A 16207-nucleotide genomic window follows, 5' to 3' on the forward strand; every position below is an offset into this window, starting at 1 on the left:
TAGCGTAATTTGATACTGCTTATAGAATACATGGTGTTTAAATGAAGTCGAAGGAGTTTTCAATATGACGAATTTAACAAGGGATTTTTTCATTGGTCTATCAAACAATCAATTTTTAAATAGTCAGGCGAAAAAATGGGGCTTTTTTCTGGGTGCAGACAAATTTGTTGCGGGTACAACTGTTCAAAGTGTTGTGAAAGCGGTTAAGGAATTAAACCAGTATGAGATCAGCTGTACTCTGGATAATCTGGGTGAGTTTGTTTCAGATAAATCAGAAGCCGGTCAGGCAAAGGATAAAATCATCACGCTGCTCGATATGATTGATCAGGAAAATGTCAATTGCCACATATCGGTTAAATTAACCCAGCTTGGACTGGATATCGATCAAAACTATTGTATTGAAAACATGAAAGACATTCTCGATACCGCCAAACAATATAATATTTTCGTTAATATAGATATGGAAGACTACTCGCATTATGAACAGACATTGGAAGTGCTCAACGTTCTCCGTAAGGACTATGACAATGTCGGGACAGTTATTCAGTCGTATCTATATCGCGCAGAAGACGATTTGGCAGACTTGAAAGATGTGCGGATCAGACTTGTCAAAGGTGCTTATAAAGAAAACGAAGAGGTTGCCTATACTGACAAACAGGATATTGACCGTAACTTTCTGAAACTTGCAAAACAAAGGCTGTTGGGCGATACGTTCACATCCATTGCAACCCATGATCATTATATTATTGATGAATTGAAAGCGTTTGTTCAAGAATATCATATTGATAACGATCAATTTGAATTTCAAATGCTTTATGGTTTCCGGAATGATATGCAGCATAAGCTGACAAATGAAGGCTATCATTTCTGCACGTATATTCCGTTTGGCGATGACTGGTTTGGTTATTTCATGCGGCGTCTTGCAGAGCGGCCGCAAAATATGAATCTGATTGTAAAAGATACGCTCTACACAGAGGATAATAAATTGAAAAAAGCTCCAATTGTTGCCGGTGCTGCGGTAGTTTCCGCGTTAGCATTATGGCGGGTTAAGACAAAGCGTAATAGGGAAAATGATTAATTAATGTACAGTGTCGTGAAGTGGGGCGCTGGAAGTGGGCGTATTGAAAATTCGTACGGCAGGTGTACGATTTCGTGCGATGCTTCCTTCAATTTGCACAACATAATGTGATTTTACGCCACGGTGTCCTTCAATTGCGCGATAACTTCTACATTCACGCAATCAATTGTTCAAATTGTGCAGTGGATCAATTGATTCGTTTAATCGTCAAATATAATTTACTGTCTATATAGACTATCTTACAATGAAGCGAAGAGGTGATAACATGGGCGTTGTGACCGTTGACTTTGATGGAACCCTTTATCAGGGCAATTCGTTTAACATGATGTTTCAGGTGGCGAATAAATCGTTTGGTCTGAAGCAATGGACTGTTGTCGGCACAGGCATTGTTAAAGCGGCAGCTGCTGGTCTCGCGAAAGGTAAGAATGCACTCAGGGTGCAATTTTTCAAGACATTTGCCAAATCTTTCAAAGGCATGACACATACAGAATTGAATGACTTTTTTTATAAATTGGTGGAAATGGGCAAGCAGGATGCCCATTATGACTTAATACATAAAATTCGTGAACATGAACGACAGGGTGATCACATTATGGTTTTGTCCGGTGCGCTTAGCCCGTTTTTGAAAGTGTTCACAAAAGAAATGGGATTGGATGTCCATATTATCAGTACCGAATTGCAAGTGGATGAAGATGGAATTTGTACAGGCACAGTCGGTTCTGTTATTAACGGCGATGAAAAGGTAAACAAGGTCCGTGAATGGATCGATCGCCAGAAGCAGCTTGGCAATCTGACTGAAGCTGAGGCGAACGAAACCTGGGCATATGCTGACAGCGAAAGTGATGTTCCATTGTTTCAATTTGTCAAACACCCGGTTGTTGTGAACCCGGATGAGACGATGAAGGAGATAGCAGTAAGGCGGGGATGGATGCTGTTTGGTTAGTGTTATGTCAGCATGTTGAGGTTTAGTTACTGACGTCGTCGGAGGGGGAAACGGTTTGAAAATTACTGAATTACAGACACAAAGATCTTCCATGCCATTGGAAAAAACATTTAAAACGGCTTTGAGAGAAGTAACGGAAATTGAAGTGATTGATGTTATGATTCGACTGGAAAATGGAGAGGCTGGTTTTGGCTCGGCTGCATCCACCTGGCAAATTACCGGTGAATCACTCGCAAGTATTCAGGCAGCTATTGAGGGACCTATTAAATCATTGATTCTCAATCAGGATATCGAGGAATTGGAAGATATTTTGACAAAGGTCGAGAGAAGCTGCGCAGGTAATACGAGTGCTAAGGCTGCGGTTGATATTGCCTTGCATGATGTCTATTGCCGATTGTTCCAATTGCCTCTGCATCAGTATCTCGGCGGTGGTTCAGATTTTCCTGAAACAGATATGACCATTAGCATTAACGCGCCGGATGTGATGCAAACAGATGCCAGACATCGTGTCAAGCAAGGATTTAATGTGCTGAAAATAAAAGTCGGTAACAACGAACAAACTGATATCAGCCGGATACAAAAGATTCGTGAGGCTGTTGGTTCAGATGTGCAGCTAAGGTTGGATGCCAATCAGGGATGGAAGCCTAAACAAGCAGTCAAAATCATCCGTTACCTGGAGGAAAATGCGGGGGTTGAATTAGTCGAACAGCCAGTACCGGCACATGACTTTGAAGGTCTAAAATACATCCGTGAACGTGTTGATACACCGATCATGGCAGATGAAAGTGTCTTTACCCCGTTTGATGCATTTCGTCTGATCAGCATGGGAGCGGTTGATCTGTTGAATATTAAGCTGATGAAAAGCGGTGGTATTCGGAGGGCAAGACAAATCGCTGACACGGCGCAAAGTGCTGGCATTGAATGCATGATTGGCAGTATGATGGAATCCAATTTTTCTATAACCGCTGCTGCCCATCTTGCCTATGCACACCGTAACATCACATATTATGACCTTGATGCAGCTTTATGGCTGAAAGAACAAGCTGCGGATAAAGCCATCACATGGCGTGGGCGTACAGCTGAACTGTCGAATAAACCAGGGCTTGGATTCAGCTGAATGCTGGCGTTTCAATAGCCTGCAATGATATTATGCTGACATAATGGGGACACTGATCAGAAGGAAGTCAAACATATTCAAAGGTGATACGATAATGAATGTCAGGATTGCGTTATCTTATACAACACCCAAAGGGACTGAAACCTCATTCAGCTCAGAGGAAATGTCAGCAGCCAAAGCGCTTTTGCTGGCTGAGGATCTGGAAAAAACAGGCCGTTTAAAATATATCACGTTCATTGATAAACATGAAACGAAATGGACGATGAAGGAACTAACGAAACAACTGGAACAAATTCAGACCGAGCCACATGATGTCATCGTCTATTTTGATGGCGGCTTTGACAGATCAACGAAAAAATCCGGATTGGGCTGTGTGATTTACTATGAGCAGAACAGCAAGTCCTGGCGCCTGCGTAAAAATGCACTGGCCGAGGAACTTGAAACGAACAATGAAGCTGAGTATGCAGCCCTTCATCTTGCTGTTCAGGAATTGGATTTATTGGGTGTGCACCATTTGGCGGTCACTTTGAAGGGTGATTCCCAGGTTGTGATCAATCAGTTAAGGGGTAACTGGCCGTGTTATGAAGCGGAATTGAATCAATGGGCCGATCGGATTGAAAATCATCTTAAAAAGCTAGGAATTGACCCGGCGTATGCACTTGTTCCCCGGAAAGATAATCGGGAAGCGGACTGGCTGGCATCCCAAGCTTTGAACAATATTGATATATCAAGCACAAGTGAAATGTGAGAGAAGATCCTTCTCGATTGATCCTTGTGCTTACTATTTCAATCCGATAAAATCATTCGCCTTATCATATAATAGATGCTCATCCCCTAGTCTATTGTATGGATGACAAATAAACGCATTAACCTATCTTTAAGACTTCATTAAAAGATAGATAAAATAACTTCCGCCTATTAGCGAGACAATTAAACCTACAGGTATTTCAGAAGGTGCGAGTATATTTCGGCCGATTGTATCAGCAGCAAGTAACAGTAGTGCCCCTAACAGAGCAGAAATAATGAGCATGTGCCGATGATTTGCCCCAACTAATTTCCGTGCCAGGTGAGGAATCACGAGACCGAGAAAAGCGATGGCTCCTCCTACAGCTACGCTTGCACCGGCAAGTGCTACCGCAATAAAAAGCAATAATAATCGTTCTTTCTCAACCTGTGTTCCGAGACCTTGGGCTATTTCATCACCAAGGTGTAAGGTGTCTAATGTCCCTGCTTTATAAAATGTAATCGGAAGAAGAATAAGCAGCCACGGTAATAAAGCTAATGTATAAGTCCAATCTGTTCCTGCGATATTACCGGAAAGCCAGACGGTTGCCTGGGTAAAATTATTGGGATCCATTTTCAATTGGTAGACAATAATTAAAGCTGAAAAAGCGGCATTAATACCAATACCTACTAATATCAACCGTATGGGAGATACGCCATTTTTCCAGGAGATCACATAGATTAATATAGCGGCTGTCATAGCTCCTGCAAGTGCAGCTAACGGAAGAATGAATACTTGGGAGGATGTGTTTTCTTGTGTGAAGTATATAAATAATACAACAGCAAACCCTGCCCCGCTATTAATCCCTAAAATACCAGGATCAGCTAGTTCATTATGAGTTACCCCTTGTAAAATACCTCCTGATATCGCCATACCTGCCCCAATTAAAAGCGCAATTATCATCCGAGGCAAGCGGAAGTCAAATAAGACAAGCTGATTCTGGTCACTGCCCTGTCCAATTATCGTTTTCCATACATCTAAGGGGGCAATACGCATTGTGCCCATGTTAAGTGAGATTAATAGAGTTATTATAATTGCAAAAAGGAGTCCAGTCAGCAGCAGTCCGGTTTTTCTTTTTTGTGATACCATTACAACTCTCTCCCTTCACGTCTGGCAAGATAGAGGAAAAAAGGCACGCCAACTAATGCCGTCATGGTACCTACTGGTGTTTCAAATGGAGGATTCACCATGCGGGAAGCTGTATCAGCCAGCACAAGCAATAGAGCACCTAAGACAGCAGCAGCAGGAATGATCCATTGATAATTAACACCTACAAGAAAACGTGTGATGTGTGGAATAACTAATCCGATAAATCCAATTGTTCCTGCTACAGCAACAGCGGCTCCTGTCAATAAGAGTACAACCATTATTGCTATGATTTTTAGGAGGACCGTTTGCTGCCCAAGTCCCTTTGCAACATCTTCGCCTAAGTTTAAAACGATAATGGATTTTGATAATAAAAGCGCGATGATCAAACCCATCATGACGATTGGTGCCAGTAATTGGACGTGTATCCATTGAACACTGGCCACGCCACCTGCGTACCAGAAGCTCATATCCTTTGCAATATTAAAATGAATAGCAATACCTGAAGAAAGTGCGCTTAACATAGATGTCACAGCCGTACCAGCTAATGCTAATTTAACAGGCGTGAGACCACTTTTAGAAATAGATCCTACACCAAAGACAATACCAGCACCTAATCCTGCACCAGCAAATGCCCATACCATCATGCCTAATGATGAAACGTGCGGTGTTATTGCCATTGCCACAGCTACCATAAAACTGGCACCAGCAGTCACTCCCATAATGGAGGGTGATGCCAAGGCGTTTCTGGTCATACCTTGCATAATCGCACCGGATACAGCAAGTGCTGCTCCAATCAGTGCAGCAGCTAATCCACGCGGAAGACGCAAATTGCGGATAATCTGATGCGCCGTTTCATTTGAATCATATTGTGTAAGACTATCCCAAATCGTTGGCAAATCGACTTCTGCTGCTCCATATAAAATGGAGAGCACTAATGAAAGAAGAAGTATGATGAAACCGCCAATAATCACGAAAGAAGCAATCAGTGGTCTTGATTGAGTGGGTGTTCGTTTTTTATTTTTAGCAAATGCCATTGTTGCATACTCCTTAACAAATTGAGAACTATTATCATTCTAGTATAAGAGAAAAAAATAAAGATTGGTAGTATGGTGAATAATATTTTTCGTTTGAAGAATAATTTTTGTAATTGAAAATGAAAATTGTTATCATTTAGAGAGGGAATCGTGCTACATAGTCTAAGGAGGAAATTATAAAAAATGAAGGCATATAGAAAAGGTCTGTTGATATGTTTAGCTGTTGCTTTTCTATTTCTGTTTACAGCGTGTGGCAATGATGAAGATACAGATACAGCAGAATCTTCTGATGATAGCGAAGCAGCAGAGGATCAAAATGCTGACGATACAGGTGCAGAAGATGGAGAAACAAGAACACTAACAGATGCGATGGGTCATGAGGTGACGATTCCAGCAAATCCTGAACGAGTGATTGCATCTTATCTCGAAGATTATTTAGTCGCATTAGGCATTACACCAGTTGCACAATGGTCTGTTCGCGATGGAGAGGATATTCAGGATTATTTACAGGATGAGTTAGAGAATATCCCAACGATCCCGAGTGAATTACCATATGAAGCAGTTGCCTCATTTGAACCGGACTTGTTATTAATGGATTCAGCAGGCATGGTAGAAGATAATAAATATGATCAATATAATAAAATTGCGCCTACTTTTGTTGTTGGAACGGAGCAGAATAATGACTGGCGCGAAGAATTACGAATTATTTCTGAGGTCTTTAATAATGAAGACAAAGTAGAGGAAGTATTAGCATCGTACGAGGCGAAAGCAGAAGATGCAAAAGAGCAAATTCAAGGGGCTATTGGTGACGAATCCGTTGCTGCGTTATGGCTAATTGCAGATACGTTTTACATTGTAAGTGAAAATCTATCCAGTGGGGACTTATTATATAATGATTTAGGTTTGACAGCTCCAAGTGTTGTATCTGAGATCTCGGAAACGACAAATTCGAATTGGACAGAAATCTCACTTGAAAAACTGGCAGAATTAAAAGCGGATCATATCATTTTGGTGAATAGTGATAATGGATCAAGTGTATTAGAAGATCCAATATGGGAAAATATCCCTGCCGTACAAAAAGGTAATATTTATGAATACGGTCAGGAGTCAAGCTGGCTATATACCGGACCAATCGCTAACAGTCAAATGATCGATGACGCCCTGGAAAAACTGGTTGAATAAGGAAGAAACGGCGTGAATCATAGGCAGATTGGATTTAAAATCACTTTGAAAAGCTGGGAATTGACCCGGCGGTATGCATTTGTTACCCGGAAAGATAATCGAGAAGCGGATAAGCTGGCTTTAACCATGATAAGTACATGCGAGATATGAGTTCTTTGATTTTATTTCATTGACTGCCTGCTGTGTTACGCTATATAATAGTGCAAGTGAAATGGATAATTGCATATCCGTTCTTGATGATCGGAGAGGTTCTTAGCTTAAACCCTCTATAAAAAACTAAGGACAGATGATTGAATTGTGAAACCATGTGCCTTAGGCCGTGGTTTTTTTATTGGCTAATTTTTGGCAGAGGAGGTTTGAATATGGAAGGTCGGCGAGATGAAGATTTGCAGGATTTATCGCAACTGGGCAGTCAGGGAACAGCTTATCAGTTTGATTACACACCGGATGTTCTCGAGACATTTGACAATAAGCATCCTGACAGGGATTATTTTGTCAAATTCAATTGCCCTGAATTTACAACTTTATGTCCGAAAACCGGTCAGCCGGACTTTGGTATCGTCTATATCAGCTATATACCGGAACGTAAAATGGTTGAGAGCAAATCGTTAAAATTATATTTGTTCAGTTTCAGAAACCATGGTGATTTTCATGAGGACAGCATGAACATTATTATGAATGATTTAATAGATTTGATGGATCCGCGTTATATTGAAGTGTGGGGAAAGTTTACACCACGCGGTGGTATTTCCATTGATCCTTACTGCAATTACGGTAAGCCTGATACACGGTTTGAGGAGATGGCAGCCCATCGTCTGATGAACCATGATCTGTATCCCGCATATAACTAGCAGTAATCCCCCGCCTGAATTATGAGGACAAATCTAATGAGGCGCAGGGAAACTGCCAGTAAATGTCCGATTGGTTCGTCTAACAATCAGCGGGTAAAATGCCCGCTGATTGAAGATTCACTGTATCCGGAAAAAGTTGATAATCGTTAATAGAGGGTGGCTTTGAATCCTTTCCTTAATGATGAAAGGGAGGGGAGAGGATTGAATGTTTGTTTATTTGAATGCACTATTTGTCGGATTGTTATTAATATCCAATATATTGGGTGTCAAGCTGTTCAGTCTCGGGGAAATTGTACTGCCGGCAGCGGTGATTGTGTATGTCGTGACGTACTTGATCACGGATGTGATCGGTGAAGTCTATGGCAGGGATGCCGCCCGGAAAACAGTTCAGGCAGGGTTTCTGACACAAGTGATTGCACTGTTATTTATTTTTATTGCGATAGAATTGCCTGCTGCACCTGATTTCGGTATGCAGCCAGAATTTGCAGCTATTTTGGGTGGAAGTTTCCGGGTAATGCTAGCGAGTCTAATTTCATATGTTGTGAGCCAAAATCTGGATGTGAGCATTTTTCATCGCCTGAAAGCAAGGCACGGGGAGTCAAAACTTTGGTTGCGTAACAATCTGTCAACGGTGACCAGTCAGCTCGTTGATACAACCGTGTTTATTGCCGTTGCCTTTTGGGGGACTGTCCCGTTCAGTGTGCTAGTGGGGATGATTGTTTCCCAATATTTAGTTAAACTTGGCATCGCACTGCTTGACACACCAATCGTGTATTTGTTCGTGAAATTTGCGAGATAAAGGAAATCGGTTTGTTCATGCTAAAACCCCCGGCACGATAGGTGCACCGGGGGTTATTTTTATCCGGACGCTTTCAGATTGGTTTGCTTTACGTCTTCAATTTTTTCAACCCAGCCGAATGGGTCCTGAATTTTGCCATATTGGATTCCTGTCAGGGTGTCGTAAAGTCGTTTGGCAATGGCACCGGTTTTACCGTCGTTGATTTCAAGGTGGTCGCCCGCTTGTACCAGCTCGCCGATTGGGGAAATGACGGCAGCTGTCCCGGCGCCGAATGCTTCTTCAAGTGAGCCGTTTTTATGGGCTTGGTATACTTCCTCCATGGAAATTTTTCGTTCTTCAATTGGCACATGCCATTGCTTCAGCAGCTGAATGACTGAATTCCTGGTAACCCCTTCCAGAATGCTTCCGTTCAGAGCAGGGGTGATAACGGTGCCGTTAATTTTGAAAAATACATTCATACTGCCGACTTCTTCGATATATTTCCGTTCAACGCCGTCAAGCCATAATACTTGAGCAATTCCCTCTTCGGCGACTTCCTGTGCTTTAAGGCTTGCCGCGTAGTTCCCGCCGGTTTTCGCCTCGCCGGTTCCGCCGGTTACGGTACGGACATATTCGTTTTCAACGGCGATTTTTATCGGATTGATACCTTCTTTGTAATAAGCACCGACCGGCGAAAGGATTATAATAAATTTATAATGGCGTGATGGTGCCACACCGAGATAAGGCTCGGTAGAAATGATAAATGGCCGAATATACAGTGATGTCCCCTCGGCTTTTGGGATCCAGTCTTTTTCCAGTGCGATGAGCTGTTTGACGGCCTTCAGTGCAAAAGTTTCATCAATTGACGGGATGCATAGTCGATTGTTGGAATGATTCATCCGCTGAAAGTTACGCTCGGGACGGAATAATTGCGCATCGCCATCAGGTGTCAGATATGCTTTCATTCCTTCAAACACGGATTGGCCATAATGGAAAACCATTGCTGACGGGTCGACAGTCAGCGGCTCGTAAGGCACAATGCGCGGAGCATGCCATCCTTTTTCGCCCGTGTAATCCATCAAAAACATGTGATCTGTAAATTTTCGTCCGAATTCCAGTTGATCTGCTTGTGGTTTATCCTTGCCTGAAGAACAGGGATCCATTCGAATTGAATGTTCTTCCTCCATGTCGCCATCCCCTTGTGTAAAAAGTTGTATACCATCATAAGATAATTTTTAAATAATAGCAAGCCCAAAATTTGATTTTTTACGCTTTATTAAAATATTTTAAAAATAATCTTCCAATACTTGAACAAGTGTGTTAAAATCTAAATTATCTGAATATTAAAATTCGATGAATGTGGGAGAGGATGGAGTGAAGACATTAGAGAAGATAAGCAGTTATGCGGGCAATACATTCGCGATCTGGGTAATCCTATTTGCTGTTCTAAGTTTAATTTTTCCCGGGGGTTTTGCGTGGATTGCCCCGCACGTATCACTGCTTTTGGGTATCATCATGTTTGGTATGGGACTGACATTGACCCTTGATGATTTTAAAGGCGTGTTCAAGTCGCCAGTTAGTGTTCTTGTCGCCGTTGCGGCACAGTATACGATCATGCCGCTTGTGGCGTTTGGCCTGGCGGTTATTTTTCAGCTTCCGCCGGAGATTGCCGCAGGTGTTATTTTGGTAGGCTGCTGTCCGGGTGGTACGGCATCAAATGTTATGACGTTTCTGGCAAAGGGAAATACAGCATTGTCTGTATCGGTAACAGCTGTCTCAACGATTCTTGCGCCGATTCTGACGCCAGCACTGACACTGCTTTTTGCTAGTCAATGGCTGCCAGTGTCCGCTGCTGATATGTTTATGTCGATTGTGCAAATTGTGCTGATTCCAATTATCTTGGGGATTGTCGTGCGCTTGTTGTTTAGCAGGCAAGTTGATAAAAGTGTTAAAGCATTGCCGCTCGTGTCTGTTGTCGGAATCGTCGCTGTAGCTTCTGCTGTTGTGGCGGTAAACAGGGAGGATATTCTGACAACCGGGCTGCTGATTTTCACGGTCGTTATTTTGCATAATGTACTGGGATTGGCCATTGGTTATGTAATTGGAAAGCTGTTCAAATTTGATTTTGCCGATCAAAAGGCAGTATCGGTTGAGGTCGGCATGCAGAATTCCGGGCTTGGATCGGCCCTGGCACTTGCACATTTTTCGCCCATAGCTGCTGTTCCAAGTGCTTTGTTCAGTGTCTGGCACAATATTTCCGGACCAGTTCTGGCAACATGGTGGGGCAAGAAGAGCAAGAAGAGTGATGATTTACAATCTGATGCGTACGATGAAACAGGCTGAGCGGAAAAAGTGGTTGAATTCTGTGAACAGGTTAGCTTAAACGGACAAATTCAGATACGGGCGAGCGCTGTGGTGATTTGCTGATAGAGTCGTCAAAATTGCTGATAAAACAGTTAGAATTAAAAAAAACGTTGAATTATTTAAAAATGAGTCATATAATGATTCGAAAATGAAAGGTGGACTGCTGGATGGAGAAAGATTTACGCATTAAAAGCCATGTCTTCAGCGATGATACGATGCGGGCACCGAACCGTGCGATGCTGCGGGCAGTCGGTGTATCTGATGATGATTTTCAAAAGCCGATGATCGGTATTGCCAGTACATGGAGTGAGGTAACTCCATGCAATATTCATATCGATGATTTGGCCGTCAATGCAAAGAAAGGGGCGCGAGAGGCAGGTGCCACGCCACTCATTTTCAATACGATCACGGTTTCTGACGGTATTTCCATGGGGACACAGGGAATGCGCTATTCGCTGCCAAGCCGTGATTTAATCGCCGATTCGATTGAGACGGTTGTCGGTGCGGAAAGTTTGGATGGATTTGTGGCGATCGGGGCCTGTGACAAAAACATTCCCGGCTGTATGATTGCGATAGCCAATGCCGATGTGCCAGCTGTCTTTGTCTATGGGGGGACGATTGCACCAGGTTCGCATAATGGTAAAAACATTGATCTTGTGTCTGTTTTTGAAGGAGTCGGCAAGCATAATAACGGAGATATTGATGACGCCGAATTAAAGAATATCGAGTGCAAAGCATGTCCTGGTGCTGGTGCATGCGGTGGCATGTATACTGCGAATACGATGGCATCAGCGGTTGAAGCGATGGGGATGAGCCTGCCGGGAAGCTCGTCGAATCCTGCTGAATCAGAGGAGAAAACCGCAGATTGTGCTGCTGCCGGAGAAGCAGTGTACAAGCTGCTGGAAAAAGGTATTTATCCGAAAGACATTATGACGAAAAAGGCGTTTGAAAATGCCATGACCGTTGTGATGGCACTTGGAGGGTCAACGAATGCCATCCTGCACTTGCTTGGAATGGCGCATGCGGTTGGAACGGATCTGACGATTGACGATTTTAACCGAATTCAGGAAAAGACCCCTCATTTGGCTGACTTGAAGCCAAGCGGGCAGTATGTGATGCAGGACTTGCACCGTGCAGGGGGTGTTCAGGCCGTGATGAAGCTGTTGTATGAGGCTGGTTACCTGCATGGGGATTGTTTGACGGTTACTGGCAAAACAGTTGCTGAAAATCTTGCAGAAGCACCATCTCTGTCAGAAGATCAGCAAGTGATCGCATCGTTGGATAATCCAAAGCGTGCAGATGGTCCGCTTATTGTTTTGAAAGGCAATTTAGCGCCAAGTGGGGCTGTTGCGAAAGTATCAGGTGTCAAGGTGAAACGGCATACGGGGCCTGTCCGTGTATTTAACACCGAGCAGGAGGCAACAGACGCAATCAGGCAAAATAAAATTCAGGAAGGAGATGTCCTGGTCATACGCTATGTCGGACCAAAAGGAGGTCCCGGCATGCCTGAAATGCTGTCTGTTTCCAGCCTGCTGGTCGGAAAGGGCATGGGTGAAAAAGTGGCCTTACTGACTGATGGCAGGTTTTCGGGTGGGACGCATGGTCTTGTTGTCGGACATATCGCACCGGAGGCACAGGGGGGCGGTCCGATAGCATTTTTAGAACAAGGTGATCATGTCACGATTGATTCAGACAAAAAAGAAATAACAGTTGATATTTCTGACGAGGAATTTGAGCGACGCAAACAGGCATGGACAGCACCACCGCTGTACAAAAAAGGTGTGCTTGGTAAATATGCACACAATGTTTCCTGTTCGTCGAAAGGTGCTGTGACAGATTTTCTGGATGCACACGATCAAGATATATCTCCTAATACTCCGGGTGAATAAGCCCGGGGTTATTTTATGGCTTTATAAAGTATATAAGACTTCAGCCCGCGTTATAAGACAACCCCCACTGATTGATTCTGCGCCCAAATTTGACTGTAACAAAAATGAAATATTTTGACTTTTTCTTTGGCGCGCAGTCATTGTAAGCGCATTCAATTATTTCGACTTATCAAAAGTATCAAAAAAATTTAAAAATGCTGTTGACCGTTCAACAAAAACGTTATATGATTATCGGCAATATTAATTTTTAACTTTTCGAAACGTTGATGAAAAAAGCAAATTAATGGACCAATAAATTTAATAAATCAATTCGATGACGGGAAAAAAGGAACATGCCGTGTGCATTCACAGAGATCCGGGGTTGCTGGAAGCCCGGAAGTGCATATTGTTCCGACATCTTCTCTGAGTGCCTTGCTGAACAGTTATCCTTATTAGGCTTGGCCAGGTGCAGGCTCATGTACCTGTTATCAAATCAGCTGGTGAAATTGTCCTGCCTTAACGGGTGTAAGACCCCTGCTTCAAGGTTTCAAACAAACCCATAAAGCTAAATGGGGAGCAGCTGTCCGTAAAAGGTACTAACATTTAGTGTGGAAAGGAAGTAAATCCCCCACTGGGATGAAGTTTCACTTTATCAGCTGGCAAGATAGTATTTGTGAAGATGCTATGAAACTGGGTGGTACCGTGGAAAGATGACTCTTTTCTCCCCAATAATTCTGCGAGAATGCAGTTTTGCGGGCAGAAAAGGGTCTTTTTTATTTTAGTGAGCCATAAAACGTTGGCTTCTCTTCACGGTGAGAAGGCTCAAGTTTTTTAACAAAAAATCAAAGGAGGCGAGCAGCAGTGAGTGTTGAAGCTGAGCAGGAATTGAGTCAAGTGGAAAAAAAGGTGACCGGTGCTGATTTACTGATTCAGACATTGTCAGCCGCCAATGTGGACACCGTCTTCGGCTATCCTGGCGGAGCGGTATTGCCGATTTACGATGCTTTGTACCGCAGTGATGCACCGTTTGAACATGTGCTGACACGACATGAACAGGGGGCGGTTCACGCAGCGGAAGGCTATGCACGCGTTACCGGCAATCCTGGGGTGGTTTTGTCAACATCAGGTCCGGGAGCCACGAATCTGGTGACCGGTATAACAGATGCGATGATGGATTCATTGCCACTGGTGGTGTTTACCGGTCAGGTCGCCAGCACTGTCATCGGGACGGATGCATTTCAAGAGTCGGATGTGATGGGGATTACAACACCTGTCACAAAATACAACTATCAGGTCCGGGATTTGGCGGAATTGCCACGGATTGTCAAAGAGGCTTTTCATATAGCATCGACAGGGCGCCCGGGACCGGTTGTTGTAGATATTCCAAAAGATATTTCATCAAGGGTTTCAAACGTCCCAATGGATGACAGTGCCGACTGCTACTTGCCTGGCTACCAGCCGAATCAAAAACCGAATCCGCTGCAGATCGTTAAATTGGCGGATGCATTAAGCCGCTCCAAAAAGCCGCTCATCCTTGCCGGTGCAGGTGTTTTATTTGCAGAAGCATCGGATGAACTAAAGGCTTTCTCGGAAAAACACCAGATTCCGGTTGTCAATACGCTTCTTGGACTGGGGAGTTTTCCCGGAACACATGCGTTATCACTCGGTATGGGGGGGATGCATGGCAGTTATGCAGCCAACATGGGGATTGTTGAATGTGATTTGCTTATCAATGTCGGGGCACGGTTTGATGACCGGCTGACCGGAAGTCTCAAGCATTTTGCCCCAAATGCTAATGTAGCTCATATTGACATTGATCCGGCAGAAATCGGGAAAAACGTTGAAACGGAAATACCGGTTGTGGCTGATGCAAAAGAAGCACTGCAAGCTTTGCTGAAAGCAGATATCGAGGAAAATGTTTATGACAAATGGCTGGAAAACCTGCACGAGTGGCAAAACGATTACCCTTTTTGGTATGACCGGTCGGAAAAATTCATTTCCCCACAATGGCTGATCAAACAGGTTTACCGTGAATCGGATGGCAAAGCGATTGTGACGACAGACGTCGGGCAGCACCAAATGTGGGCGGCACAACTTTACCCGTTTGATAAGCCGAATCGGTGGGTGACATCAGGTGGGCTCGGAACAATGGGATTTGGCTTCCCGGCAGCAGTTGGCGCACAACTGGCTGCATCGGATGAACTCGTTGTTGCTGTTGTTGGTGATGGAGGTTTTCAGATGACAGCACAGGAACTGTCAGTCGTTAAGGAAAGGGAGCTTTCGGTGAAGGTTGTTATCGTGAACAATCAATCACTCGGGATGGTCCGGCAATGGCAGGAAAGTTTTTACGAAAAAAGATATTCTGAATCCATTTTTCCGGAGAATCCTGATTTTGTAAAATTGGCCGAGTGCTATGGTATACGTGGCATGAAAGCTGAAAAAGAGGCAGAACTGCCCGATGTGCTTGCTGAAGCTTTTGCGTATGATGGTCCTGTTGTAATTGACTGCCGGGTTGTTCAGGCAGAATGCGTCTACCCGATGATCGCACCAGGAAAAGGAATCCATGAAATGATAGGAGTGACAAGATGAAACGTGTTATCACAGCCGATGTTCAGGACCAAAGCGGTGTCCTTAACCGGATTACCGGCATGCTTCATAAACGGCAGTTCAATATAGACAGCATATCAGTCGGCAAATCGGAGCGGGAAGGCATATCTAAAATGACATTCGTTGTAGAAGTGAGCGATGATCAAAAACTGGAGCAATTAACGAAACAGCTGAATAAACAGATTGATGTGCTGAAGGTAAAAGATATCACGGATCAATCGATTGTGGCACGGGAATTGGCTCTGATCAAAGTTGGCGGAAGCGGTCAATTACGTGCTGAAATCCAGGGAGTGATTGCCCCGTTTCGGGCATCCGTGATCGATATCAGCAAGGACAGTCTGACTGTTCAGGTGACAGGAAAACCGGATAAAGTCGAGGCGCTGATTGCATTGCTGAGACCATATGGAATCAAAGAGCTTGCCCGAACAGGTGTCACAGCTTTTCTGCGGGGGCAGCAGCCCAAAGAAATCACTGAAATCAATTCACAATTGGTGTGAAATACGTGTTCGAAA

General features: G+C 43.7%; 14 protein-coding genes and 1 riboswitch. Of the genes, 11 read left to right on the plus strand and 3 right to left on the minus strand.

Going from position 1 to position 16207, the window contains the following annotated elements:
- Nucleotides 1–64: 64 nt before the first annotated feature.
- The 4 genes from BM195_RS10005 to BM195_RS10020 all read left to right on the plus strand — a co-directional run bounded on the left by BM195_RS10005 (nucleotide 65) and on the right by BM195_RS10020 (nucleotide 3886).
- Nucleotides 65–1078: a proline dehydrogenase family protein gene (locus tag BM195_RS10005; protein ID WP_090237327.1), complete on the plus strand. Its 1014-nt coding sequence runs from the start codon at nucleotides 65–67 to the stop codon at nucleotides 1076–1078.
- A 265-nt stretch (nucleotides 1079–1343) separates the two neighbouring features.
- Nucleotides 1344–2021, plus strand: coding sequence for an HAD family hydrolase (locus BM195_RS10010; RefSeq protein WP_170848222.1), 678 nt, complete (start codon nucleotides 1344–1346; stop codon nucleotides 2019–2021).
- Nucleotides 2022–2076: 55 nt separating this feature from the next.
- The gene (locus tag BM195_RS10015; protein WP_090237330.1) at nucleotides 2077–3138 is read left to right on the plus strand and encodes a dipeptide epimerase; all 1062 of its coding nucleotides are present in this window, start codon (nucleotides 2077–2079) and stop codon (nucleotides 3136–3138) included.
- 94 nt (nucleotides 3139–3232) lie between these two features.
- A complete protein-coding gene (locus tag BM195_RS10020; RefSeq protein ID WP_090237334.1) occupies nucleotides 3233–3886 on the plus strand; it encodes a ribonuclease H family protein in 654 nt (217 codons plus the stop codon).
- Between the two features lie 129 nt (nucleotides 3887–4015).
- Here BM195_RS10020 and BM195_RS10025 read toward each other — a convergent pair whose 3' ends face one another.
- Nucleotides 4016–5011 (minus strand): FecCD family ABC transporter permease, encoded by a 996-nt coding sequence (locus BM195_RS10025; RefSeq protein ID WP_090237336.1) that lies wholly within the window; start codon nucleotides 5009–5011, stop codon nucleotides 4016–4018.
- Nucleotides 5011–6045, minus strand: coding sequence for a FecCD family ABC transporter permease (locus BM195_RS10030; RefSeq protein ID WP_090237339.1), 1035 nt, complete (start codon nucleotides 6043–6045; stop codon nucleotides 5011–5013). Before BM195_RS10030 ends, BM195_RS10025 begins: the two co-directional genes overlap by 1 nt.
- A gap of 183 nt (nucleotides 6046–6228) precedes the next feature.
- Here BM195_RS10030 and BM195_RS10035 point away from each other — a divergent pair, with 183 nt between their 5' ends.
- The 3 genes from BM195_RS10035 (at nucleotide 6229) to BM195_RS10045 (ending at nucleotide 8877) form a co-directional block, all read left to right on the plus strand.
- Nucleotides 6229–7227 (plus strand): ABC transporter substrate-binding protein, encoded by a 999-nt coding sequence (locus BM195_RS10035; RefSeq protein ID WP_090237341.1) that lies wholly within the window; start codon nucleotides 6229–6231, stop codon nucleotides 7225–7227.
- 239 nt (nucleotides 7228–7466) lie between these two features.
- Nucleotides 7467–7513, plus strand: a riboswitch (PreQ1 riboswitch).
- A gap of 76 nt (nucleotides 7514–7589) precedes the next feature.
- Entirely contained in the window at nucleotides 7590–8078 is a 489-nt protein-coding gene (queF, locus tag BM195_RS10040) for a preQ(1) synthase (protein WP_090237344.1), read from the plus strand.
- Nucleotides 8079–8283: 205 nt separating this feature from the next.
- Nucleotides 8284–8877, plus strand: coding sequence for a queuosine precursor transporter (locus tag BM195_RS10045; RefSeq protein ID WP_090237347.1), 594 nt, complete (start codon nucleotides 8284–8286; stop codon nucleotides 8875–8877).
- 59 nt (nucleotides 8878–8936) lie between these two features.
- Here the strand turns inward: BM195_RS10045 and BM195_RS10050 are convergent, their stop codons facing one another.
- Entirely contained in the window at nucleotides 8937–10043 is a 1107-nt protein-coding gene (locus tag BM195_RS10050; protein WP_090237350.1) for a branched-chain amino acid aminotransferase, read from the minus strand.
- A 187-nt stretch (nucleotides 10044–10230) separates the two neighbouring features.
- Between BM195_RS10050 and BM195_RS10055 the strand changes: the two genes are divergently transcribed.
- From BM195_RS10055 to ilvN, 4 genes are all read left to right on the plus strand, one after another.
- On the plus strand, nucleotides 10231–11199 hold the full coding sequence (locus tag BM195_RS10055) for a bile acid:sodium symporter family protein (protein WP_090237352.1): 969 nt from the start codon (nucleotides 10231–10233) through the stop codon (nucleotides 11197–11199).
- Nucleotides 11200–11387: 188 nt separating this feature from the next.
- Nucleotides 11388–13109 carry a dihydroxy-acid dehydratase gene (ilvD, locus tag BM195_RS10060; RefSeq protein ID WP_090237355.1) on the plus strand — a complete coding sequence of 574 codons (1722 nt, stop codon included), beginning with the start codon at nucleotides 11388–11390 and terminating at the stop codon, nucleotides 13107–13109.
- A gap of 840 nt (nucleotides 13110–13949) precedes the next feature.
- Nucleotides 13950–15677: a biosynthetic-type acetolactate synthase large subunit gene (ilvB, locus tag BM195_RS10065; protein WP_090237359.1), complete on the plus strand. Its 1728-nt coding sequence runs from the start codon at nucleotides 13950–13952 to the stop codon at nucleotides 15675–15677.
- Nucleotides 15674–16192: an acetolactate synthase small subunit gene (gene ilvN / locus BM195_RS10070; protein ID WP_090237362.1), complete on the plus strand. Its 519-nt coding sequence runs from the start codon at nucleotides 15674–15676 to the stop codon at nucleotides 16190–16192. The genes ilvB and ilvN overlap by 4 nt, the downstream gene beginning before the upstream one ends.
- Nucleotides 16193–16207 lie beyond the last annotated feature (15 nt).

It is taken from the genome of Lentibacillus halodurans, assembly GCF_900112045.1.
GTDB lineage: Bacteria > Bacillota > Bacilli > Bacillales > Amphibacillaceae > Lentibacillus > Lentibacillus halodurans.

Coding starts and splice junctions, on each gene's coding strand:
- BM195_RS10005 (WP_090237327.1), top strand. CDS start 65: ATGACGAATTTAACAAGGGATTTTTTCATTGGTCTATCAAACAATCAA.
- BM195_RS10010 (WP_170848222.1), top strand. CDS start 1,344: ATGGGCGTTGTGACCGTTGACTTTGATGGAACCCTTTATCAGGGCAAT.
- BM195_RS10020 (WP_090237334.1), top strand. CDS start 3,233: ATGAATGTCAGGATTGCGTTATCTTATACAACACCCAAAGGGACTGAA.
- BM195_RS10025 (WP_090237336.1), bottom strand. CDS start 5,011: ATGGTATCACAAAAAAGAAAAACCGGACTGCTGCTGACTGGACTCCTT.
- BM195_RS10030 (WP_090237339.1), bottom strand. CDS start 6,045: ATGGCATTTGCTAAAAATAAAAAACGAACACCCACTCAATCAAGACCA.
- BM195_RS10035 (WP_090237341.1), top strand. CDS start 6,229: ATGAAGGCATATAGAAAAGGTCTGTTGATATGTTTAGCTGTTGCTTTT.
- queF (WP_090237344.1), top strand. CDS start 7,590: ATGGAAGGTCGGCGAGATGAAGATTTGCAGGATTTATCGCAACTGGGC.
- BM195_RS10045 (WP_090237347.1), top strand. CDS start 8,284: ATGTTTGTTTATTTGAATGCACTATTTGTCGGATTGTTATTAATATCC.
- BM195_RS10050 (WP_090237350.1), bottom strand. CDS start 10,043: ATGGAGGAAGAACATTCAATTCGAATGGATCCCTGTTCTTCAGGCAAG.
- ilvD (WP_090237355.1), top strand. CDS start 11,388: ATGGAGAAAGATTTACGCATTAAAAGCCATGTCTTCAGCGATGATACG.
- ilvN (WP_090237362.1), top strand. CDS start 15,674: ATGAAACGTGTTATCACAGCCGATGTTCAGGACCAAAGCGGTGTCCTT.